This window comes from Aequorivita sp. KMM 9714 (assembly GCF_011065475.1).
In the GTDB taxonomy this organism is placed as follows: Bacteria; Bacteroidota; Bacteroidia; order Flavobacteriales; family Flavobacteriaceae; genus Aequorivita; species Aequorivita sinensis.
In genome coordinates, this window is the sequence record NZ_JAAGRO010000002.1 from 24,052 (window position 1) to 45,829 (window position 21,778).

Below are 21,778 nucleotides of genomic sequence, written 5' to 3' on the forward strand. Positions count from 1 at the left end.
AATAAATAGTTTTACCAATGAGACTGTTTTATTCAAAATCCAAAACCTTAGCAAGTACCTCCCAAACAGTTTCAGCTAAAATCTTATGTCCTTCAGCTGTAGGGTGGATTCCATCGGCTTGATTTAGGTGTTTTACACCACCTACATTTTCCAAAATAAAAGGTATGAATTCAATGTTATTCTCTGAAGCCAAATCAGAAAATATGGCTTTAAATTGGGTGGTGTATTCCGCTCCCATATTGGGTGGCATTTGCATTCCTGCCAAAACGATTTTTATTTCAGGATTCTTTGCTCTTACTGCATCTAAAATTGCTTGTAAATTAGCTTTAGTTTCTGTTATAGGAAGACCACGCAGTCCATCGTTGGCTCCGAGTTCTAAAACAAAAACATCAATATCTTGATTTAAAATCCAATCGATTCTACTCCTACCGCCGGCAGAAGTTTCTCCGCTTACACCAGAATTCACAACTTGGTAATTTAGATCTAACGAATCTAATTTCTTTTGAATAATTCCTGGGAATGCGTCATTTGTATCATCTAAACCGTACCCTGCGGTAATACTATCGCCAAAAAACATAATGGTTTTGCTAGATGTTTTTTCTGCAGTTTCAGTTTCCGTAGTATTGTTTTCGGTTGAATCTGTTGTGGCCTCAGTTTTTTTATCATTCCCACAGGAAATCATTACAAATGCCAGAAGGATATAACAAAACTTTAAGAGGTTTCGAGACTTGTAAAGGCTTGTATTTAAAAGGCTTTGTGTAATTTTGGACTTCGGCATATTGTCGGAGATAATTATAAAATTTAAATGACAAAGATATTAAAGATAAACGGGCTGGTAAAAACTTATAAAAGTGGTTCTAAACAATTAACAGTCCTTCAAAAAGTTTCCTTCGAAGTTGAAAAAGGGCAAACATTTGCTATTGTTGGACCTTCTGGAAGTGGAAAAACCACCTTACTAGGATTATGTGCAGGCTTGGATACTCCTAACTCAGGAACAGTGGAATTATGTGGGCACGATTTAAGTGCTCTTAATGAAGATGAACGAGCACAATTGCGAAACGAACAAGTAGGCTTTATCTTTCAAGACTTTCAATTATTACCAACCTTAACTGCGCTTGAAAATGTAAGTGTGCCTTTAGAGCTACAAGGTTCCAAAAATGCCGCAAGTAAAGCGAAAGAATTATTAGAAAAAGTAGGTTTGGGAAAACGTGTCAATCATTATCCCTCACAATTATCAGGTGGGGAGCAGCAACGAGTAGCAGTAGCAAGAGCGTTTTCCAACAATCCTTCTATTTTATTTGCCGATGAACCTACAGGAAATTTAGATGAAGAAACTGGTGAAAAAGTAATTCAGTTACTTCTTAACCTCAATGAAGAAGCAGGGACTACGCTTGTTATAATTACGCACGATTTAGACTTAGCCGCAAGAACTCAACAAATTTTAAAACTGAAAGGCGGACAAATTTTAACCAATGAAAAAACAGCGGTAATTTGAAAAAGTCAACTTTAAAGTCAAATAGTAATCCTGCTTGGCTGTTTAAAATGGCTTGGCGTGATGCTAAAGCAAGTAGGGCGCGGTTGCTACTATTTATGGCTTCCATTATTTTAGGAATTGCCGCAGTGGTTTCAATACAGTTGTTTAGTCAAAACCTTACCGATAATATTCAAAGACAATCGAAATCGTTGATGGGGGCCGATTTTCGTATTGATATAAATGAAGTTCCATCTGAGCGGGCACAGGAAATTATAGATTCTCTTCAACCAGACGCTTCGGAAGTGAGTTTTGTATCCATGGTCGCATTTCCTAAGAACGATGGTACTAAATTAGTTCGTGTGCGTGGCTTGCAGGGTGATTTTCCTTTTTACGGAAAGCTTGAAACAGAACCGGTTACAGCTTCCACTTTATATAAAACTTCAGGTGGCGCATTAGTAGATGCTACCTTAATGTTGCAATACAATCTTCAGGCTGGTGACTCTATTAAAATAGGAGAAATAACCTTACCTATAGCTGGTGCATTAAATGCAATTCCGGGTAATACAGCAATCTCAAGTTCTGTAGCGCCATTGGTAATTATTCCGTATCGATTTATAGAAGCAACAAAATTGCTGCAATTTGGAAGCCGTAAACGTTATGAATTCTTCTATAATCAACCCGACACCGATTTAGTTTTATTGGAAGAGCAATTGCAACCATTACTGGAAGAAGAAAATGCCGACTTAGACACTCATATTAGTACTAGCAGTAGATTAGGGAGGCGTTATGATAATGTAGGTTCGTTTTTAAATCTTATTGCATTTATTGCACTCTTGTTAGGTTGTGTAGGGATTGCTAGTTCAGTTAATATTTATATTAAAGAAAAAATAAAAGCAATTGCCGTTTTAAAATGTTTGGGAGCCTCTAGAAAACAGAGCTTTTTAATTTTCTTGATTCAGATTGCAGGAATAGGATTATTAGGAGGAATTATTGGTACAGCAATAGGAGTAGGGCTTCAAGAGCTTTTCCCTATTGTTTTAAAAGAGTTTCTGCCTTTCGAATTAACTATAAGTATTAGTCTACAACCGCTCATTATAGGTGTTCTTTTGGGGGTTATAATGTCAGTTTTATTCGCTTTACTACCGCTATTGCGTACTTGGTATGTTTCACCATTGGAAGTATTACGAGTTAATGGGGATACTTCAAAACAATCTAGAAAGGCAAGTATTGTGGCCATTGCGGTGATTGTTTTATTCCTATATTCTTTTTCTTATTGGTTGCTTCGCGATTGGATGTTTGCATTGGCCTTTATCGGCGGAATCATGGTAACCTTTGGAATCCTCTCAGGAATAGCATTAGGTACAATGAAATTGGTAAGAACCTTTTTCCCTAAAAATACAGGCTTTACTACTAGACAAAGCTTACTGAATTTATTCCGTCCCAATAATCAAACTGTAGTGCTGTTAGTGGCTATTGGATTAGGAACTTTTTTAATTAGTACATTATATTTTACAAAAGATATTCTACTAGATAAGGCTGAAATTGGTCAAACATCAGAAAGTGCAAATCTAATAACCCTCGATGTACAACCAGACCAAGTAGGGGATGTGGTTAATACTTTTAAAGCAAATGGTCTACAGGTATTAAATAATATTCCGCTGGTTACTATGCGAATGCACAGCATAAAAAATGAATTGGTAAACAACCTTCGCACCGATAGTACAGCACAAATAAGAGGTTGGGTTTTAAATCACGAATTTAGAACCACCTACCGAAATAATTTAATTGATTCTGAAGAAATAGTAAAAGGGGAGTGGGTGCCTTTACAAAAGCCAGGGGAGATTGTTCAAATTTCAATTTCCGAAAATCTTGCTGAAGATGCTAATGTAACTATTGGAGATTCAATTGTTTTTAATGTTCAAGGTGTACTGATGCCAACTGTCGTAAAAAGCATACGTAAGGTGGATTGGGCAAACCTGCAACCTAATTTCACTATCCTTTTTCCGAGTGGTGTCCTAGAAGACGCGCCACAGTTTTATGTATTATCTACCAACGCACCAACTGAAGCCAGTTCTGCTAAATTGCAACGAGACTTAGTAAGTAAGTTTCCAAATGTATCCGTTATAGATTTACGGCAGATGTTTACTGTAGTAGAAGATATTCTTAACAAGGTGTCTTGGATAATAAATTTCATGGCATTTTTTAGTATTCTTACGGGGATTATTGTTCTGATAGGTTCCGTTCGTACCAGTAAATATCAACGAATAAAAGAAAGTGTTTTATTGAGAACCTTAGGAGCCAAAAACAAACAGATTTTAACCATTACCGCTCTAGAATATTTATTTCTAGGTATTTTAGGTAGCCTCTTAGGAATACTTTTGGCATTGATAAGTAGTTTATTATTAGCAGTGTTTGTGTTTCAAGAATCATTTACTCCTTCGCTAATCCCATTCTTGGTTTTCTTACCTGGAATCTCTCTTTTAGTCTTAGGAATTGGCTTAAGCAACATTCGGGAGGTTTTAAGAAGTTCGCCATTGGAGGTTTTGAGAAAGAGTGGGTAAGTGGTAGTTGGTAGTTTCTAGAGGTTAGAGGATAGTTTGTATCTGTATAATGAAGTAGGACTGAAGGATTGACTGCCATAAGAGAAGTCAGGACTTTTGCTTCTAAGGTTAACATTCTTAAGATCTGCGAATTTGCGGTAAAATATCACGGCTGAGACGAAAAGGATAAATAAAATATCTAATTAATTAACTAACTTAAATAAAGCTTGTAAGCCTAGATGTCCAATTAAATGTCTTACATACTCGATGAATACGACTAATTAAATTAGTATGTTTTGCAGAATATATATGCAAATCACACAATAAATAAACATTTTACAACAATAAAAAATATGGATGTTTTTTATCCAAATCAAAGATATACTAGTAAAGGTGAGCCTGAATTAGGGATAGGTATTTTAACGGAAACCAGTAACCGACAAGTAAAAATATATTTCCCGCTTTCCAATGAATATAGAGTTTATGCCATAGAAAGTGCTCCTTTGCGTCGTGTAATTTTTAAACCCGGAGATACGATTGTTGATTTAGATAAGCAGTCCATGCTTATTGAAAGAGTTGAAATGGAAAACGGGCTTTATATATATTACGGTAAAGACAATAAGATTTCTGAAGCCGAGCTAGGTGATGTTACCGCAAATTATGGAGTGGATGATAGGCTTTTTATGGGAGATGTTGATTCACCCCGCTCCTTTGCATTACGAAGAGAAACCTTAGAACACGAATATAATAGAAGAATTTCTCCCGTATATGGATTTGTAGGCGGAAGAATAGATTTAATTCCACATCAACTTTATATTGCGCACGAAGTGAGTTCTCGCTATGCCCCGCGTGTCTTACTTTCAGATCAAGTGGGCCTTGGGAAAACAATTGAAGCCTGTCTTATAATTCACCGATTATTGCTAAGTGGTCGAATTTCGAGAGTACTTATTCTCGTTCCTGAATCTTTGGTACATCAATGGTTTGTTGAAGTATTGCGCAAGTTTAACATGTGGTTTAATATTTTTGATGAACCGCGTTGTGAAGCTCTTGACGATGGTGCGCCAGAGGGTAATTCATTTCTTGCCAATCAGTTAATAATCTGTAGTACAGAGTTTTTAGCAACTTCTGAAAAGAGAACTCGCCAAGCTCTAACTGCAAGTTGGGATATGCTTGTTGTGGATGAAGCTCACCATTTGGAGTGGTCTTTAGATAAGGTAAGCCCGGAATACGCTGTGGTGGAGCTGCTGAGTAAGGTGGCGAAAGGATTGTTGCTTCTTACCGCAACGCCGGAACAATTAGGAATTGAAAGCCATTTTGCACGTCTTCGATTGCTCGACCCAAATAGATATGACAATTATGAGGATTTTATAAATGAATCAAAAGATCATAAAAATATTGCCACCATAGTTGAAAAACTTGATTTGAATAAAGCCTTAAACTCTAAGGAAACAAAAGTTTTAGAGTCTCTTTTTTCCAAGGAACGTATACAGTCTGTGCTAAAGGGTGATGAATTAGCGAAGGATAATTTAATTGAAGATTTATTGGATCAACATGGTCCTGGACGGGTGTTATTCCGGAATACCCGATCTGCTATGAGTGATTTTCCTAAACGGAAGGCACATTTAATTCCTCTTGAAGTAAAGGAAGACCAATCAATTTGGGTTGAACGGCTTACCAAGGAATTTGTAAGGGATATAAATACAGAAAATCTTATTGAAGAACAAGATTTTTGGTTTAAGGACGATCCACGGGTGCTTTGGGTTTTGAATGTCTTAAAAGAAATTTCTCCCGATAAAACCTTATTAATTTGCAAAAGCAAGGAAAAAGTATTGGCTTTGGAGGAAGCATTAACAAAACGCGCCAATTTAAATGTAGCTGTTTTTCATGAAGACCTCACTATTGTACAACGAGACAAAAATGCAGCTTGGTTTACCGAAACAGATGGAGCACAAATTCTTCTTTGTTCAGAAATAGGGAGTGAGGGACGGAACTTTCAATTTGCTAATCACCTTATACTTTTTGACCTTCCGCTACATCCAGAATTGTTGGAGCAAAGAATAGGGCGATTAGATAGAATCGGCCAGACTAAGGACATCAATATTTATATTCCATATTTATTAGAAAGTCCACAACATAAACTTGTAAGATGGTTTCACGAAGGCTTGAATGCATTTGAAAAAAACATTGAAGGTGGTTATGAAGTTTTTAAATTATTTGGAGCCCGACTGCTTAAAATTTGTAATTCTCCTGCCATCAAAGAGGCAGACTCAGAATTGGAAGCCTTAATAGCTGATACAGCAGTCTTTCAAAATAAACTTCAAGAAAAACTTTCAAAGGGACGTGATAAGTTGTTAGAAATGAATTCATTTAGACCAAAGGTTTCTTATGAAATAATAAAGCAAATTAAGCAAGAAGACCGTGACAAAACTCTTGAAACATACTTAACCAAGGTCTTCAGGTATTTCAAAATGGAAATGGAAGATTTAGCTTATCGAACCTATTTTATACATCCCGCTTCTGTAACTACCGAGGCTTTTTCGTCAATTCCGCGTGAAGGTATTGGAGTTACTTTCGATAGAAATCATGCTTTGAGTAGGGAAGACCTGAGTTTTTTAAGTTGGGACCATCCTATTACTACAGAGTGTATCGATATGGTGGTAACTTCCGGAATAGGAAGTGCTAGTTTTGGTATCCTTCGAAACTCTAATAGTCCCGGACTATTATTGGAGTTGCTCTATGTGTTAGAAACATCAAGCAAACAAGGCGTATTTGTAGATCGTTTTCTTCCCAATACCCCAATACGTATTGTGGTAGACATTAATGGAAATGAAGTAACCGATAATTATCTTGCTGATTTTATCGACAAGAATTTGACTGCAGGCCAGATAGAACCTTTGCTAGATAATGAAGCTTTGGTAGAAACAATCTTACCCAAAATGATGATGGCTGCCACAAAAATAGCTGAAACCCAAAGTTTAAAAAAGAAAGAAAAAGGGCTTCAAAAAATGAACATTACTCTTAACCACGAAATAGAACGATTAAGAGCATTAAAGGAAAATAATAATAACATCAGGCCAGAAGAAATTCAAACTGCTCTTGATGAGCAGGAAGAACTATCAGTTCTTATTAAAAATGCAAGAGTTAGGATGGATGCGGTTCAGCTTATAATAAAAGAATAGTGTAGTTTAAAGGAAAAATGGAAGCAAAAACAGAAAACTTATATAATCATATAGCTTTTTTAACATCAATATTCCCTTATAGAAATTTTAAAAACCCTGAAAGCCTTCAAAAAACAGCAGCATATATAGAGGAGCAACTTAAGGAAATTGGTTTACCGACAGCTAGGCAAAAATGGGATGCTAAAGGAAATATATACGAAAACGTTATCGCTACATACCAACCTCAAAAATCAAAACGGTTTATAATTGGTGCTCATTATGATGTGTATAAAGAAATTGCTGGAGCAGACGATAATGCAAGTAGTGTAGCTGGCTTGTTAGAAATATCACGAATTCTAACTGAAAGTAAACTAGCATTAGATTACGGAATTGATTTTGTGTTTTTTTGCTTGGAAGAACCTCCTTTTTTTAAAACGGATAAAATGGGAAGCTATATTCACGCCAAGTCAATTGCAAAAACTAACAAGGATTATATCGGGATGATTGCTCTTGAAATGATTGGTTATTATCGTGAAGACAAGATTATAGATAAACATAGTTCTATCCACAAAAATCAATTGATAGTTTCTGGTATAAAAAGATTTGATTTCTTTAATAGAAAAGTCTCTCAGTTGTTAAAAGCGAATGGCACCATGGATTCCCGACGTATTTCTTTTGCCGAGAACTATCCAAATAACGGCCCTTCAGATCATCGCAATTATTGGCAATTCAATATTCCAGCTGTAATGGTGATTGGAACTGGAGGCAAAGGAAATCCACATTATCATACAGCTACAGATACTATTGAAACTCTTGATTTCAATATAATGACCGATGCGGTAAATAGTATTTCGTATGCATTATTTAATATTAAGGAATAACTAGAAATGGAGTATTTAATGGAATTAAGTTATATACCATTTTGTTCTATAATTTATATTATGTAAAATAGGGTTTTTGTACAACTCCATATTCTTATAGGTTTAAAAAGGTGTTCCTATATAGAACACCTCTTCTATTTATATTACGTTAGTATGGAATCATTATCATTTCTTATTCTGGAAATTACCGTTAAAGGCAAAATCTTCTTGTGGCATGCGTTCACGAACTTCCATAACCTCTTTCTTTTTTAAATCCTCAGGTAAATTTTCAGGATTACCACCAAAATAGCCAAATGCTACTGCTGTAGTTACATGATAATCATCTGTAAAACCAAATTCTTTTTGTGCTTTTCTAAAATCTAGTCCAGCCATTTGATGCACTGCAATCTCCATACTATTTGCTTGTTGGATTACATTTCCCATAAATAGTCCTAAATCGTGTAATGCGTGAAAATTATCCACGTCTCTATTATTCATGGTTTTTTTAAATGCATTAATCCAAAGTAACTGTGAATTCCCCGCCCAACTACTATTAAATTCGTCTAAGCAATTAAAAATTCGATCATACATTTCTGTACCTTTTAACCCCCATATTACACGCCATGGCTGGATATTTGAGGCGCTTGGTGCCCAACGACCAGCTTCTAGCAATGTTTTTACTTGTTGTTCTGTAATTGGTGTATTAGAAAAAACTCTTGGACTCCATCTATTTTTTATACTATCTAAAATTGGGTAATCGGTTGGTGTAGTTTTGTTTACTTTCATATGTTTAAAGAATTTTATTTAAAAATAATCAGATAGTGATTGTATATAAAGGATTTAAAAAAGATTTAACGGAAATATTGTTTATTAACATATATGTAGAACATTTAAATATGATTTAAACTTAATTTTGATAAAAAAATTTCACTATGTTGGTATGGGGTGTATTTATTGCATTTATAATTTTATTTCTAGCCTTAGATTTAGGTGTATTTAATCGTACTCCTCACGTAATTAAAACCAAGGAAGCTGCAATTTGGACTTCTATTTGGATAACTGTTGCCTTAGGTTTTTCTGGAATTATTTTTTGGTTGTTTTCTGAAGGACTAGTTGACAATCCAACAAACCTGACCCCAGAAAATGCAGTCCTTAAGTATATCACTGGATATTTAATCGAGCTGTCGTTAAGTATTGATAATGTATTTGTGATAGCTGTAATTTTTTCATCCTTTGCTATTCCTCAAAAATATCAACACGAAGTTTTGTTTTGGGGGATTTTAGGTGCTATAGTTTTTAGAGCATTAATGATATTTTTTGGTGTAGCTCTCATCAATAAGTTTGATTGGATAATCTACGTTTTTGGTGCTTTCCTTTTATTTACGGCTTTTAGAATGTTAACTCATAAAGAGTCTGAATTCGATCCAAAAAAATCCAAAGTATTTCGATATGTGAAAAAACTCTTTCCTATAAGTTATAAAATGGATGGAGATAAATTTTTTATAAAACGTATGGGAATACGGGCAGCCACTCCCCTTTTCGTGGCTTTAATAATTATTGAATTAACCGATATCCTTTTTGCTTTAGACAGCATTCCTGCAATACTTGCAATTACATCCGATCCATTTATTGTTTTTAGTTCCAATATTTTGGCAATTTTAGGATTGCGTTCTATGTATTTCTTAGTTTCTAGAATGTTGACTAAATTTCGATATATCAATTATAGTCTAGTAATTATTCTTGCATTTGTAGGGATAAAAATGTTGCTTACTCATAATGTAGAAATACCAGAGTGGCTTTCACTTGGTGTTATAGGTATATCTTTAGCAGGAGGTGTAATTGCTTCTTTAATAATTCCAGATTCTAGTAATACTCCAACTAAAGAGGATTAATTTCACAAAAAGCTATTAAAAGTTTGGAATGGATTTTATGCTATTGTATCTTTAATATTCAAATTTTAAATAAATAAAATATGACTATCAATTTTGAATATCACGAGGTAACCGCAAGTCCAAGGTTAGAAGCTTTATTAACAGAAAGGTTAAATAAACTAGAATCTAAATACGACTCTATAGTAAGTGCAGATGTTTATTTCAAAAAAGAAAATAGCAGCAATCCAGAAAAAGGTAAAATTTGCAGTGTACGTTTAAGCGTACCTGGTTCTAATATTTTTGCAGAAACATCAACAGCATCATTTGAGGCCTCTGTGGCAAAGGTTTCGACAGAGCTTAGAACACAATTACAAAAGCGAAAAGATAAACTACAAGCACATTAAGAATATATAAATATGGGAGTAATAGCACGTGACAAAAATCAATTAACACTTATATACAGTAGTAATACACGTGTAGGTACACATACGTTGAGTTATCTTACAGGTATCGAAAAACCGTATTTAGCAATTGATATAGCAAAAACGAAAGTTGGAGATACACAATGGGTGGAAATAGCAAAAGCTCTTGGAGTGAAAGTTGGCGACCTAGTTGACACTCGTGAGCTTGATCTAGATTCTGATAACACTTCAGATTTTAATACCGAGGATTGGATAAAAATTATTCAAAGCAATGATTTTGTAATCTCTAAACCTATTGCGATAAATGGCGATAGAACGAAACAAATTGAAAGTCCAACAGAAATATTAGAATTTTTTGAAGTTGAATCTGCAGGTTTGGAGCAAAGTCCTTCCAACGATACTCCACCAGATATTAAACCTACTTCCGAAAACGAAAATTTTATAGAGTAATAAAATTAAATAACTGTTTTTATTAGTATTTAGGAATCTAGTCCTTTACACTAATAAAAACAGTTTTTTTATACCAGTTCAAACTCGGTAACTGTTTACAAGGAATACCTAATTATTCCGTTTTCTGTTTAATTAAATTAATTACATCATTCAGGTTTCTGAGTTTTTCGAGATCTTCATTTTTTATTTCGATATCAAAAACATCTTCTACATCTAGAACAATATCTATTAAATGTGCTGAGTTGATATTTAATTCTTTTGTAAGATCACTTTCTCTACTAATTTCCATTTTAGAAACATCTTCAGGTAGGTAGTTCTTGATAATTGGTTCAATTTTTTTGTAAATATCTTCTGATGTCATATTTTATTTATTTTTTTTGAAAATAACACAAGCGTTAACATCTCCAAACCCAAAACTCGCTTTGGCCATTATATTAAATGTTTTGTGAAGGGTTTGTGTTGGAATTTTATCTATGGAAATATTCTTTAGTATTTCAGGGTGTATAGGTTCACAGTTATTATTTTGGAAAATAAATCCTTCTTTCATTTGTACCAATGCCGAAACTATTTCAATACTAGCACTTGCACCTATACAATGCCCTATTGCACCTTTTAAGGAATTTATATAAGGAAAGTTATTTCCTTTTCTATTAAGTGCCTTACACCAACTTTCAATCTCGTCTGGGTCTTTAGAAGTTGCCGTTAAATGGCCATTTATATATTCAATATCTTTTCCTTCAATTTTTGAATCATTTAAGGCTGCTTGTATACATTTTATAATAGCTTTATTATTAGGAGCTGTCATTGTTCCTTTACCTCTTTGACCACCGTTATTAATGGCGCCTCCTAAAACTTCTGCATATATTGTAGCTCCTCTTTTTTCCGCACTCGTTAACGATTCTAAAAGGTATGCCCCTGCTCCACTACCTGGTATAAATCCTTTTGCAGCTTCACTTAAAGGACCCGGAACTTTTTCGGGAGATTCGTTATATCTATAATTAGTAACTCTTAGAGCGTCAAAACCTGCCCAAATATATGGCCCATGATCACTAGTACTACCACAAAGCATTAGCTTGGCTTTGCCAGTTTTTATTCTTTCGTAACCTAATAGTAGAGCTTCAGTACCAGTGGAACAGGCAGATGAATTTGTTGTAACAATATTCCCTGCTCCAATTAAACCACCTAAATAAGCACTAATTCCGCTAGTCATTATTTGTTGAACGGTATTACTACTTAACCTACGTGAGTTTTTATCATCTACTTTATGTATGCTTTCTCTAAACTTTTCTACGCTACTTACACCGGTTCCGAAAATAATTCCTAAATCCCATAAAGGGTCATCATCAATTTTAGATGCTGAAATTTTCGCATCTTTTAGAGCGTCCATTCCTGCAATAACACCATATAAAATGCTACTGCTTTTAAAATTTCGTAACTGTAATTCTGTAAGATATTCCCTCTTTTTTTCTTCAGTAACTTCAGGAATGGCACCTAAATGACAAGAAAACTTTAAATCTTCTAATTCAGAATAATAACGAATTCCAGAATTACCATTTTTTAAAGCTTTTGTAAAATCGGGCAACCCCACTCCTATTGGGGAACAAACACCTAAACCAGTTATTACAACTCTATTATTCATACTTCTTTATCATTCCGCTTAATTCACCTTTCGCCACAAGCTCCCCTTTTTCATTAAACATCTTAACCTTGCATTTTAATTTATTAAATCTAAAATATACCTTTTCTGAAACGACTTTTACTTTTTCTCTAGGAAACACAGGAATAAAAAAGTCAACTTGAGAACTGCTAAATGCAACAGTAGTTTTTACAGAAATCTCTTCTGAATTTAATAAATATATTCCCAAACACACGAGTCCGATTTGAGCCATACACTCTATAAGGATTACGCCTGGCGTTACTGGGTTATTTTTAAAATGACTGTGGTAAAAATATTCGTCTTTTTTGAAAGTATAATAACCTTCTACCCTTTCCGAAGAAATCTTAGTTAGTTTGTCCACAAATAAAAATTCGGGTCCGTAAGGGAGTAATTTTATTATATTCTCGCTTTTCAAATCTTATTTTTTAATTACCGAAGACTCTCGCCACCATCAACTTTTATAATAGTTCCATTGATCCACTTAGCTTCATCTTTGCAAAGTAAAAAAACCACATTTGCGACATCTTCTGCTTGAGTCATTCTTTTAAATGGATTTCTCATTTTACTCATTTCCGCTAATTTCTCACTACCTGGAATCATTTTAAAAGATGCAGTTTGTGTGGTACCTGCTTGAATACAATTGGATGTTATATTAAGTGAAGCAAGTTCTACAGCCATGCTTCTCATTAAAGATTCTAAAACCGATTTTGCAGCTGAAACTGCTGCGTAACCAGGCCAAACCCTAGTATTTCCTTCACTTGTAAAAGCTAAATTTCTAGCACTATCTGAAAATTTATTCTGTTGGATTAAAGCTTGAGTCCACTCGTACCAACTAGTTGCCATCGCATGTATTGTTATATCTAAATCTTGTTTGTCAAGATTAGGTCCATCGTCAGTCATAGCCTTTAAACTTCCTTTCGCAATACTATGTAATAACAGTTTCACACTCTTTTCCGGTAATTCAGAAATTATTTGATTTCGCACCTCTTTATTTAAAGCATCTTTATTAAAAGTTTTTATATCTACTCCAAACGCTTTTAATTTAGAAACTTCAGCTTCAAATTCAGGTATGTGACTTTTTCTATCTCTGTGAACAATACAAATATTCATACCTTCAGAAGCGAGTTTTATAGCACTTGCAAGACCTAAACCACTACTTCCACCTAAAATCACTGCCCATTGATTTTTAAAACTCATAGTCCCTTACCTTAAAACTTTAACAATATGCGCTGAGCAGAAAATCCTGGGCCAAAGCTTAACATAAGTCCATAGGATCCAGCTTCAGGATTTCGTGTCATAAATCTTTCTAGAACAAAAAGTACAGTGGCACTACTCATGTTTCCATAGAGCCTTAAAACTTCCTTGGTATCGGTAATATTTTTACCTAATTTACCAAAAAGTTCTTCCACAGTTTCTACAATTTTTCTACCTCCAGGGTGGAAAATAAGATGATCTATATTTTCAATTTCTAAACCATTCTTTCTTAAAAATGGGTGAATAATTTTAGGGAAGTGTTCTGCTATTTTTTCAGGTACTTCTTTATCGAGTATCATTTGTAATCCAGTATCTACAAGCTTAAATCCCATCATATCAGTTGCATCGTAAAAATGATACATTTCATCAGCAATTATCTCAGGCCCAGTATCCTCTTCACAAGAAGATAATAGTACACATGCAGCACCATCTCCAAATATTGCGGTACTTACAATATTTGCCATTGAGTAATCATTAATTTGAAAGGTGGCAGTTGGAGCTTCAATTGAAACTAAAGCTGCTCTTTTTCCTGGATTTGCCTTTAAAAAATTTCGAGCATAGATTATTCCAGATATTCCAGCAGCGCACCCCATTTCAGTTACGGGTAAACGCACTACATCATCCCTCATTTTAAGATCATTAATTAGATAAGCATCGACAGATGGAATCATAATTCCTGTACAACTTACTGTAATAATAAAATCAATATCAGTAGGCTTCCAATTTGCTTTATTTAGTGCTTTTTGTAGGCATTCTTTGCCCATCTTTTTTATTTCCTTAATGTAAATGTCATTACGAGCTTCAAAACTGGGGTTTTCAAATACTTCTACAGGATTCATAATAGAATAGCGTTTGTCCACCCCTGCTCCTTCCATTATTTTAACCACTTTACGTTTGTACCTATTATCTTGATTGCTCATCCAATTTTTAACAAGCTCAATAATTTCAGGTGTTTCTCTACCGTATTGTGGCAATTGAGTTGAAACCGTTGTGATTTTTACCATTATTTATTTTTATTTATAATCCATTGAAATCTGTAAGCCCAACACCAACGGATAGTACTTTTTTGATTTTGAATATGCTCGGAAAACCTTACTAGTTCATTTTTTTTAAAACCTCTTGCGATGGATATTAAACCGTCGTGCCTAGCTGTTTTTGTTTTCAGAAATAATTTATGTACCAATTTAAACAAATTAAATGCTAGTTTGCTTCTTTCTAAATCATTTATAACTATCCCTAATCGCGACTTGACCAAAAACTCTTTTATTAACCTTTCTATTTCTTCATTTTTGAAGTGATGAAGAAATAACGTACATAAAACAATATCGCTTTCAGGTATTGCTTCTGTATTGTTTACGACATCAATATTAATAAAGGAAATATTTGAATAACCAGCACTTTTGGATTTGGCTATTTCTAATATGTTTTCATTGAAATCTATACCAATAAGCTTAAATTTTAAATTTTGCTTTACAGAATAATCGGCACATTTTCTGAGCATTTCTCCGTCACCACACCCTATATCAAGTATTGTAATAGTGTTGTCTCTAGAGTGATTTTTTATTAACTTTTTAACCCCATCAATTGTAATGTGATTGCCTCCTAACCACTTGTTTATAGTTTTTAAGTCATTCAGTAGATTATTCAATTCATCTCCTTGAAAATCCAAACGGTCCATCACTTCTTCTTGAGAAGATCTATGTTTATTGCTGAAACTAATCATATAGTAGGACTACCATGTGTTTTTTTAATAAGTATAGGGATTATTGATGGGAATGTTTTGGCTACAGAGAATCCAATTTTTGAACTATGTGGATTCATCAACAAACTTTGAATAGTTCTTCCTGTTTTCAGTCTTTTTCCAAATTCATTATACCATGATCGAGTGTAATTTACTTCTAAAATATTTCTGTTAAAACAATCTTTCTGCATTGCTTCTAAAAATAAATTTGAAAATATTTGAGCACTTCTAATTGCCATTGCCATTCCGTTTCCACATAATGGATGAATTAATCCAGCACTGTCACCAATCATAAAGATATGATTTTCTACGGGTTTCTTTTTTTGAAAAGAAACTTGACTAATAGTTAATGATTTTTCGAAAATGGGTTTTGCAGTTTTGTAAAATTCTTTTAGAAATGGGTTCTTACTCATTTCGTTACTCTGAAAAGAATCAATATCACCATATTTTTTAAATGCTTTAAAAGTGGTTAAATAACAAGCATTAACAGCATTTGTTTCGATTTTACTAAGGCCGCAATATCCGCCATTAAAATTGTGTAAAGCCACAGTATCCTCGGGAAAATCAAACTCATAATGACCCTTAACAGCAAGCCAAGGTGATTTTTGTAATATAAAATCTCTTTTTAAAAAAGAATCAATATTCGATCTTTTTCCAAATGCTCCCACAACAAATTCCGCTGTAAAGATTTCTTTATTCTGAGTAGAAACTTTAAAATTCCCATCTTGAAAAAGTATTTTCTCAACAGTATCAAATTTTATTTCTATTTCATTCTTTAAAGATTCATAAATTAAATTATCAAAAGCGTAACGACTAATTCCGAAGCCACCTAATGGAAGATCTGTGTTAAGAGTCGTACCTTCTAAATTCGTGATATTGAATCTTGTGATTTTTTTTGCTCCAATAGAAAAAGGATCAATATTTAAGGAATTTAGGTATGGTAGAATTTCATTACTTACATATTCACCACATACTTTATGGTTTGGATATGTATTCTTTTCTATCAAACATATTTTTAAGTTATGATTAGATAAATGTAAAGCAGTGGTAAGGCCTGCAAGACCTCCACCAATTATAATTAAATCCCATTTATTTTTTCTAACCATAATATATCTAATAAAAATAAAAAATCCCGCTCCAATTATGGGCGGGATTTAAAATACTTTCAAATATTAATTATTCTCCAGCTTCGTTCTTTGCATCATTCTTCATTTTTTCATTTGGAACGATAGCAATGTTTACACGTCTGTTTTTAGCTCTTCCTTCAACAGTACTATTGTCTGCAATAGGAGTATCAGGTCCGAACCACTTAGTTGTAATTCTTCCAGAACCAAGTCCTTTTTGAGATACGAAATAATTGGTTACCGAATTAGCTCTATCTCTAGAAAGTGTCATATTAAAATCTCTTGGACCAGTACTATCAGTATGTCCTACAACTAAAATATTAGTATCAGGATATTCCTTTAATACATTTGCCAATCTATCAAGAGTTTCTTGAGATTGAGTATTTAAGTTATATTTGTTAGTAGCAAAATAAACACCACTGTTTTCATCAAAAGTAACCACAATTCCATCATCAACTCTTTCTACTTGAGCTCCAGGAATTTCCTCTTCGATTTTCTGTGCTTGTTTATCCATTTTGTTACCGATAATTACACCGGCACTACCACCAACTACACCACCAATTACTGCTCCTAGTTCGCTGTTTCCTCCTTTACCAATATTATTACCTAATATGGCACCAAGTACAGCCCCACCAGTAGCACCAATTACAGCGCCTTTTTGTTTATTATTTGCGTTTCTAGTTGCTTCACAGCTTCCTAAGCTTATTACTAGTGTAAATGCTAAAGCAACTAATGCGGTTTGTTTAAAAAAAGTTTTCATAAGTTTTTATTCGTTTATTTTAGAAAAGTTCATATTAATTTTAAATGGTTTACCATCAAGATTTACAGTTTGCTCCCAACGCATTGAATTTTCGTTAAGTTGAGTTAAGCGCAATCTATAACCAGCATTTGTATCAGATTTACCTTTGGCATTTGTAGGTTTAAGTAAGAAATCATACAACCCACTTGTTGGATCTATTTCTTGAATTGTAAAAATAAAGTTACGCTCACCAGTAGGACAATTAGAATTTTCGATATTGTATCTACCAGTATTATTGTTAGGGATAAAACGCCACATACTGCCTTCAAAACATTCTGCAGATGTGTCATTAAACATTGTAACGTTAAATGTACCAGACGAATCGTATGAAACTTCATCTAAATTCCAGTAACCTTTAATTACTTTTCGAGATTCTTGTACTGTTTTTGGGGTACCGCAAGCAAAAGCGGTTGCAGCAACTAGTGCTAGCATAATTAGTTTTTTCATAATTTTAAAATGTGATTTGTTTATAATAAATTGGTTAGAATAACTCTATTTTCTAAATAGTCTAGAAAGTAGCGACAGCACTAGTAATACAATAAAGATCCAAAAAATAATCATTGCGATATCAGTTGCACCATCTGCGATGCCCCCGAATCCAAAGATTCCAGCAATTATTGCTATTACCAAGAAAATAATAATCCAGCGTACCATATTGTTTAGTTTTAATGATTAGTATGTCACTAAAGTAAACAACAATTTTAACGTTTGTATTTCCTTTATCTAAAGTTTAACAGAGAGTGTTAAATGATTAATAAGATATTAAGTTAAATAGTTCTTTTTTAAATTTTCCTTTAGAAAGGTAGCCTTTTTCAAGATTTGCGGCAAAAGGGATTGGCGTTTCTAAACTAGCCACACGTTTTACAGGTGCATCCAATTGTTCGAAACAATTCTCTGTAATTAAAGCTGAAATATCAGATGCTATTCCTCCAAACATAGAGTCTTCTTGAAGAATTATAGCCTTCCCTGTTTTCTTTACAGACTTATATATAGTATCTGTATCTAAAGGCATAAGTGTTCGTAAATCTATTAGGTCTGCATTAACTTCAGGGTTTTGCTCAAGAGTTTCAAGAGCCCAATGCACTCCTGCTCCATAGGTTATGATAGTAATACCTTCTCCTTCTTTTAGCAAGGCTGCTTTGCCTAATGGTAATGTAAAATAATCGGTAGGAACATCTTGTCGGATACTTCTATACAGTGCTTTATGTTCAAAGAAAAGGACTGGGTTTGGATCTTCAATGCTTGTTGCTAATAATCCCTTTGCATCATAAGGAAAAGCAGGGTATACAACTTTTAATCCTGGTGTATGTGTAAACCAAGCTTCATTTGTTTGACTGTGGAATGGTCCAGCACCTACTCCTGCTCCACAAGGCATTCTAATTACTACATCAGCTTTTTCGTTCCATCGGTAATGACTTTTTGCTAAATAATTAACTATCGGGTTAAATCCAGAACTAACAAAATCTGCAAACTGCATTTCTACAACTGCTTTAAAACCGTTTATTGAAAGCCCCATTCCCGCAGATACAATAGCAGATTCACATATCGGAGTGTTTCTAACTCTATCTTTCCCGAATTGCTCTACAAAGCCTTCTGTGATTTTAAAAACACCACCATATTCCGCTACGTCTTGTCCCATTATTACAAGGTTGTCGTGGCGTTCCATAGATTGTTTTAAGCCCTGAGAAATAGCGTCAATCAATCTAATATTTTCTTTTTCTGAATTTTCTTTAACTTCCTGATAATTAAATTCTTTATAAACGTCATTTAACTCATTAGTTTCAGAAAATTCGATTACAGGTTCTGCAAATGCTATCTCTAAATTTTCATCAATTTCCTGTTTAAATTCATCTTTAAACTCTTTGATTTTTTCTTCAGTAAGGATACCTTCAGCTAATAAATAGTTTTCAAAATTCACTAGTGGATCGCGTTCTTCCCACTTTTCAATTAATTCTGAAGGAACGTATTTTGTACCACTAGCTTCTTCGTGACCCCGCATTCTAAAAGTTTTAAATTCTAAAAGAACTGGACGAGGATTTATACGCATATCTTCAACAATACTTTTTAGCTTAGTGTATACTTCAAGAACATTATTACCTTCAATAATATGCGATTCCATTCCGTAGCCTACACCGCGGTCTGCTATGTTTTCACAATTGTATTGTTCATTTGTAGGGGTTGAAAGTCCGTAACCATTGTTCTCAACACAAAACAATACAGGAAGTTGCCATACGGACGCTACGTTTAATGCTTCGTGTATATCACCTTCGCTCATCCCACCTTCTCCTGAAAATACAGCACAAACTTTATTGTTGTTTTTTAATTTATTGGCTAATCCTATTCCATCAGCAACACCAAATTGAGGGCCTAGGTGTGAAATCATACCAATAATGTGGAATTCTTGTGTCCCAAAGTGGAAACTTCTATCTCTACCTTTAGTAAAACCATTGGCTTTTCCCTGCCACTGTGAGAATAATCTATGTAAAGGAATCTCACGAGAGGTAAAAACCCCTAGGTTTCGGTGCATAGGTAAGATGTATTCATCTTTTTCTAATACAGAGGTTACTCCAATAGAAATTGCTTCCTGCCCTATTCCACTAAACCATTTTGAAATCTTTCCTTGACGAAGAAGAATTAGCATTTTTTCTTCAATTGTACGCGGCTTCAACATTGCACGATACAGTTTTAATAATGTAGAGTCATCAAGACCTTTTCGGTCGTAATTATAGAATATTTGTGGAGTTGTTTCAGTTTTCATCTTAAAAAGTTATAACTATCAAAATTAGGAAAAAACCCGCATCTAAAAGGATTATTATAGCAAATTTTAACTTCGTATAAACTTTAACAATTTGGTATATTTGTAAATCTAAAATTCATTGAGAATTGTAAGAATTTTAAAGTAGCTTATAATAGTTATACAAAAATGTAGTTGATTATAAATTACAGACTTAGGCTTATTTCCTAAATCTTTAATTTCTAAACGATGAATAAATTCATTAAAAAATTGAAACTATGAATAATATACCAAGTGTTGATTTAGCTGATTTTCTTTCAGAAGATCCTAAAAGAAAACAAAAGTTTGTAGACGAAATTGGTTCGGCTTATGAAGATATAGGATTTGTTTCACTTAAAAATCACTTTCTAAGTGATGATTTAGTTGATGAACTTTATAAAGAAGTGAAAAGCTTTTTTGCACTTCCTGAAGAAACGAAAAAGAAATACGAAATTGAAGGTCTTGGTGGCCAACGCGGATATATTTCTTTTGGAAAAGAACATGCTAAGGGTAAAAAAGAAGGAGATTTAAAAGAGTTTTGGCATTTTGGACAGGAGCCATCTGCAGACGCTAATTTAGAAGAAGATTACCCTGAAAACGTGCAAGTAAGTGAACTTCCAGACTTTAATCATACAGGAATGGAAGCCTACAGAATGCTTGAAAAAACTGGTATTTATGTATTAAGAGCTTTAGCATTATATATTGGAGTAGATGAATTTTACTTCGATCATTGGGCTAATAACGGAAACAGTATTTTAAGGCCAATCCACTACCCTCCTATTACTGAAGAGCCAAAAGGAGCTGTTCGTGCCGGTGCTCATGGCGATATAAATTTAATCACACTTTTAATGGGAGCTTCAGCAGGAGGCTTACAAGTATTGAGAAAAGATGGAGAATGGATTGATGCAATACCTAATGAAGATGAATTAGTTATAAACGTAGGTGATATGTTAGAGCGTCATACTAACAACAAACTTCGTTCAACTATACATCGCGTAGTAAATCCACCTCGTGAAGAATGGGATACACCTCGTTATTCTATTCCTTTCTTTATGCACCCTCGTAGTGATATGAAATTAAACTGTATGCCAGAGTGTATCGATGAAGATCATCCAAAAGCATATGACGATATTACTGCAGGAGAGTTTCTTCACCAACGTTTGGTAGAAATCGGACTGATAAAAAAGTAGCCTTTTGACTTCACTCAACAACCAATTTTTGATATTGAGAATAGCCGAAATATAAATCCTAAACTTTAAAATTTGAATTCTTTAGAAGACCAATTAAAAAACCTATTTCCAGATCACGAACCAGAAGACGTTCCTGAAACAGAGGAAGAATCAACAATTTGGTTACAAGACGAGCCTCTTATTTGTAAATACGAAAAACGAAAAGGCAAACCTATTACTATAATTGAAGGGTATAATGGTGCAGATTCGGATTTTAAAATACTTTCGAAAGAAATAAAGAAGCTTTTAAGTGTTGGTGGAAGTTTTAAAAATGAACAAATTATAATTCAAGGTGATTATCGCGATAAGATAATGAAGTTTTTGAAGGATAAGGGATTTAAAGTAAAACGTGTAGGAGGATAATTGAAGCTGAAAGAAATTGACTTGAAGCACCTATTTTTCACACAGTTAATCACAAAGAATTAA

General features: G+C 33.9%; 22 protein-coding genes. 9 read left to right on the plus strand and 13 right to left on the minus strand.

The genetic code is table 11. The annotated features are described in order from the left end of the window. Positions 1 to 28: 28 nt before the first annotated feature. Positions 29 to 778, minus strand: coding sequence for an arylesterase (locus G3A46_RS06330; protein WP_165147703.1), 750 nt, complete (start codon positions 776 to 778; stop codon positions 29 to 31). A gap of 27 nt (positions 779 to 805) precedes the next feature. On the opposite strand from G3A46_RS06330, the gene G3A46_RS06335 reads away from it, so the two are divergent. The 4 genes from G3A46_RS06335 (at position 806) to G3A46_RS06350 (ending at position 8,053) form a co-directional block, all read left to right on the plus strand. Further along, positions 806 to 1,495, plus strand: coding sequence for an ABC transporter ATP-binding protein (locus tag G3A46_RS06335; protein ID WP_165147706.1), 690 nt, complete (start codon positions 806 to 808; stop codon positions 1,493 to 1,495). Between the two features lie 47 nt (positions 1,496 to 1,542). After that, the gene (locus G3A46_RS06340; RefSeq protein ID WP_165148883.1) at positions 1,543 to 4,035 is read left to right on the plus strand and encodes an FtsX-like permease family protein; all 2,493 of its coding nucleotides are present in this window, start codon (positions 1,543 to 1,545) and stop codon (positions 4,033 to 4,035) included. A gap of 332 nt (positions 4,036 to 4,367) precedes the next feature. Further along, entirely contained in the window at positions 4,368 to 7,193 is a 2,826-nt protein-coding gene (rapA, locus tag G3A46_RS06345) for an RNA polymerase-associated protein RapA (protein ID WP_165147709.1), read from the plus strand. Positions 7,194 to 7,210: 17 nt separating this feature from the next. Beyond that, entirely contained in the window at positions 7,211 to 8,053 is an 843-nt protein-coding gene (locus G3A46_RS06350; RefSeq protein ID WP_165147712.1) for a M28 family peptidase, read from the plus strand. A 165-nt stretch (positions 8,054 to 8,218) separates the two neighbouring features. Here the strand turns inward: G3A46_RS06350 and G3A46_RS06355 are convergent, their stop codons facing one another. After that, positions 8,219 to 8,818 (minus strand): nitroreductase family protein, encoded by a 600-nt coding sequence (locus G3A46_RS06355; RefSeq protein ID WP_165147715.1) that lies wholly within the window; start codon positions 8,816 to 8,818, stop codon positions 8,219 to 8,221. A gap of 146 nt (positions 8,819 to 8,964) precedes the next feature. Between G3A46_RS06355 and G3A46_RS06360 the strand changes: the two genes are divergently transcribed. From G3A46_RS06360 to G3A46_RS06370, 3 genes are all read left to right on the plus strand, one after another. Beyond that, on the plus strand, positions 8,965 to 9,924 hold the full coding sequence (locus G3A46_RS06360) for a TerC family protein (RefSeq protein WP_165147718.1): 960 nt from the start codon (positions 8,965 to 8,967) through the stop codon (positions 9,922 to 9,924). 80 nt (positions 9,925 to 10,004) lie between these two features. After that, positions 10,005 to 10,307: a ribosome-associated translation inhibitor RaiA gene (raiA, locus tag G3A46_RS06365; RefSeq protein WP_165147721.1), complete on the plus strand. Its 303-nt coding sequence runs from the start codon at positions 10,005 to 10,007 to the stop codon at positions 10,305 to 10,307. Positions 10,308 to 10,319: 12 nt separating this feature from the next. Further along, a complete protein-coding gene (locus G3A46_RS06370; protein WP_165147724.1) occupies positions 10,320 to 10,775 on the plus strand; it encodes a hypothetical protein in 456 nt (151 codons plus the stop codon). A gap of 112 nt (positions 10,776 to 10,887) precedes the next feature. Here the strand turns inward: G3A46_RS06370 and G3A46_RS06375 are convergent, their stop codons facing one another. The 11 genes from G3A46_RS06375 to G3A46_RS06425 form a co-directional block, all read right to left on the minus strand. Next, positions 10,888 to 11,136 (minus strand): phosphopantetheine-binding protein, encoded by a 249-nt coding sequence (locus G3A46_RS06375; RefSeq protein WP_165147727.1) that lies wholly within the window; start codon positions 11,134 to 11,136, stop codon positions 10,888 to 10,890. A 3-nt stretch (positions 11,137 to 11,139) separates the two neighbouring features. Further along, positions 11,140 to 12,414, minus strand: a complete 1,275-nt coding sequence (locus tag G3A46_RS06380) for a beta-ketoacyl-[acyl-carrier-protein] synthase family protein (protein WP_165147730.1) — start codon at positions 12,412 to 12,414, stop codon at positions 11,140 to 11,142. After that, positions 12,407 to 12,847, minus strand: a complete 441-nt coding sequence (locus G3A46_RS06385; protein ID WP_165147733.1) for a FabA/FabZ family ACP-dehydratase — start codon at positions 12,845 to 12,847, stop codon at positions 12,407 to 12,409. The genes G3A46_RS06380 and G3A46_RS06385 overlap by 8 nt, the downstream gene beginning before the upstream one ends. 14 nt (positions 12,848 to 12,861) lie before the next feature. Continuing rightward, complete coding sequence (locus G3A46_RS06390) at positions 12,862 to 13,629, minus strand: SDR family oxidoreductase (RefSeq protein ID WP_165147736.1); 768 nt, start codon at positions 13,627 to 13,629, stop codon at positions 12,862 to 12,864. An 11-nt stretch (positions 13,630 to 13,640) separates the two neighbouring features. After that, a complete protein-coding gene (locus G3A46_RS06395; protein ID WP_165148886.1) occupies positions 13,641 to 14,693 on the minus strand; it encodes a type III polyketide synthase in 1,053 nt (350 codons plus the stop codon). Beyond that, positions 14,690 to 15,409, minus strand: coding sequence for a methyltransferase domain-containing protein (locus G3A46_RS06400; RefSeq protein WP_165147739.1), 720 nt, complete (start codon positions 15,407 to 15,409; stop codon positions 14,690 to 14,692). The genes G3A46_RS06395 and G3A46_RS06400 overlap by 4 nt, the downstream gene beginning before the upstream one ends. After that, positions 15,406 to 16,533, minus strand: coding sequence for an NAD(P)/FAD-dependent oxidoreductase (locus tag G3A46_RS06405; protein ID WP_165147742.1), 1,128 nt, complete (start codon positions 16,531 to 16,533; stop codon positions 15,406 to 15,408). Before G3A46_RS06405 ends, G3A46_RS06400 begins: the two co-directional genes overlap by 4 nt. A 70-nt stretch (positions 16,534 to 16,603) precedes the next feature. Continuing rightward, positions 16,604 to 17,311 (minus strand): OmpA family protein, encoded by a 708-nt coding sequence (locus G3A46_RS06410; protein WP_139854660.1) that lies wholly within the window; start codon positions 17,309 to 17,311, stop codon positions 16,604 to 16,606. Between the two features lie 6 nt (positions 17,312 to 17,317). Further along, entirely contained in the window at positions 17,318 to 17,797 is a 480-nt protein-coding gene (locus tag G3A46_RS06415) for a lipocalin family protein (protein WP_139854661.1), read from the minus strand. Between the two features lie 45 nt (positions 17,798 to 17,842). After that, positions 17,843 to 18,004 carry a DUF1328 family protein gene (locus G3A46_RS06420; RefSeq protein WP_139854662.1) on the minus strand — a complete coding sequence of 54 codons (162 nt, stop codon included), beginning with the start codon at positions 18,002 to 18,004 and terminating at the stop codon, positions 17,843 to 17,845. A gap of 97 nt (positions 18,005 to 18,101) precedes the next feature. Continuing rightward, complete coding sequence (locus G3A46_RS06425) at positions 18,102 to 20,108, minus strand: dehydrogenase E1 component subunit alpha/beta (RefSeq protein ID WP_165147745.1); 2,007 nt, start codon at positions 20,106 to 20,108, stop codon at positions 18,102 to 18,104. A 254-nt stretch (positions 20,109 to 20,362) separates the two neighbouring features. Between G3A46_RS06425 and G3A46_RS06430 the strand changes: the two genes are divergently transcribed. Both G3A46_RS06430 and G3A46_RS06435 read left to right on the plus strand, forming a co-directional pair. After that, a complete protein-coding gene (locus tag G3A46_RS06430) occupies positions 20,363 to 21,313 on the plus strand; it encodes an isopenicillin N synthase family oxygenase (protein WP_165147748.1) in 951 nt (316 codons plus the stop codon). Between the two features lie 72 nt (positions 21,314 to 21,385). Beyond that, positions 21,386 to 21,715, plus strand: coding sequence for a translation initiation factor (locus tag G3A46_RS06435; RefSeq protein ID WP_139854665.1), 330 nt, complete (start codon positions 21,386 to 21,388; stop codon positions 21,713 to 21,715). Positions 21,716 to 21,778 lie beyond the last annotated feature (63 nt).

What these genes read in the sequence shown, in the direction of transcription:
- G3A46_RS06330 (WP_165147703.1), bottom strand. Translation starts at nt 778, where the DNA reads ATGCCGAAGTCCAAAATTACACAAAGCCTTTTAAATACAAGCCTTTAC.
- G3A46_RS06335 (WP_165147706.1), top strand. Translation starts at nt 806, where the DNA reads ATGACAAAGATATTAAAGATAAACGGGCTGGTAAAAACTTATAAAAGT.
- G3A46_RS06340 (WP_165148883.1), top strand. Translation starts at nt 1,543, where the DNA reads ATGGCTTGGCGTGATGCTAAAGCAAGTAGGGCGCGGTTGCTACTATTT.
- rapA (WP_165147709.1), top strand. Translation starts at nt 4,368, where the DNA reads ATGGATGTTTTTTATCCAAATCAAAGATATACTAGTAAAGGTGAGCCT.
- G3A46_RS06350 (WP_165147712.1), top strand. Translation starts at nt 7,211, where the DNA reads ATGGAAGCAAAAACAGAAAACTTATATAATCATATAGCTTTTTTAACA.
- G3A46_RS06355 (WP_165147715.1), bottom strand. Translation starts at nt 8,818, where the DNA reads ATGAAAGTAAACAAAACTACACCAACCGATTACCCAATTTTAGATAGT.
- G3A46_RS06360 (WP_165147718.1), top strand. Translation starts at nt 8,965, where the DNA reads ATGTTGGTATGGGGTGTATTTATTGCATTTATAATTTTATTTCTAGCC.
- raiA (WP_165147721.1), top strand. Translation starts at nt 10,005, where the DNA reads ATGACTATCAATTTTGAATATCACGAGGTAACCGCAAGTCCAAGGTTA.
- G3A46_RS06370 (WP_165147724.1), top strand. Translation starts at nt 10,320, where the DNA reads ATGGGAGTAATAGCACGTGACAAAAATCAATTAACACTTATATACAGT.
- G3A46_RS06375 (WP_165147727.1), bottom strand. Translation starts at nt 11,136, where the DNA reads ATGACATCAGAAGATATTTACAAAAAAATTGAACCAATTATCAAGAAC.
- G3A46_RS06380 (WP_165147730.1), bottom strand. Translation starts at nt 12,414, where the DNA reads ATGAATAATAGAGTTGTAATAACTGGTTTAGGTGTTTGTTCCCCAATA.
- G3A46_RS06390 (WP_165147736.1), bottom strand. Translation starts at nt 13,629, where the DNA reads ATGAGTTTTAAAAATCAATGGGCAGTGATTTTAGGTGGAAGTAGTGGT.
- G3A46_RS06400 (WP_165147739.1), bottom strand. Translation starts at nt 15,409, where the DNA reads ATGATTAGTTTCAGCAATAAACATAGATCTTCTCAAGAAGAAGTGATG.
- G3A46_RS06405 (WP_165147742.1), bottom strand. Translation starts at nt 16,533, where the DNA reads ATGGTTAGAAAAAATAAATGGGATTTAATTATAATTGGTGGAGGTCTT.
- G3A46_RS06410 (WP_139854660.1), bottom strand. Translation starts at nt 17,311, where the DNA reads ATGAAAACTTTTTTTAAACAAACCGCATTAGTTGCTTTAGCATTTACA.
- G3A46_RS06415 (WP_139854661.1), bottom strand. Translation starts at nt 17,797, where the DNA reads ATGAAAAAACTAATTATGCTAGCACTAGTTGCTGCAACCGCTTTTGCT.
- G3A46_RS06420 (WP_139854662.1), bottom strand. Translation starts at nt 18,004, where the DNA reads ATGGTACGCTGGATTATTATTTTCTTGGTAATAGCAATAATTGCTGGA.
- G3A46_RS06425 (WP_165147745.1), bottom strand. Translation starts at nt 20,108, where the DNA reads ATGAAAACTGAAACAACTCCACAAATATTCTATAATTACGACCGAAAA.
- G3A46_RS06430 (WP_165147748.1), top strand. Translation starts at nt 20,363, where the DNA reads ATGAATAATATACCAAGTGTTGATTTAGCTGATTTTCTTTCAGAAGAT.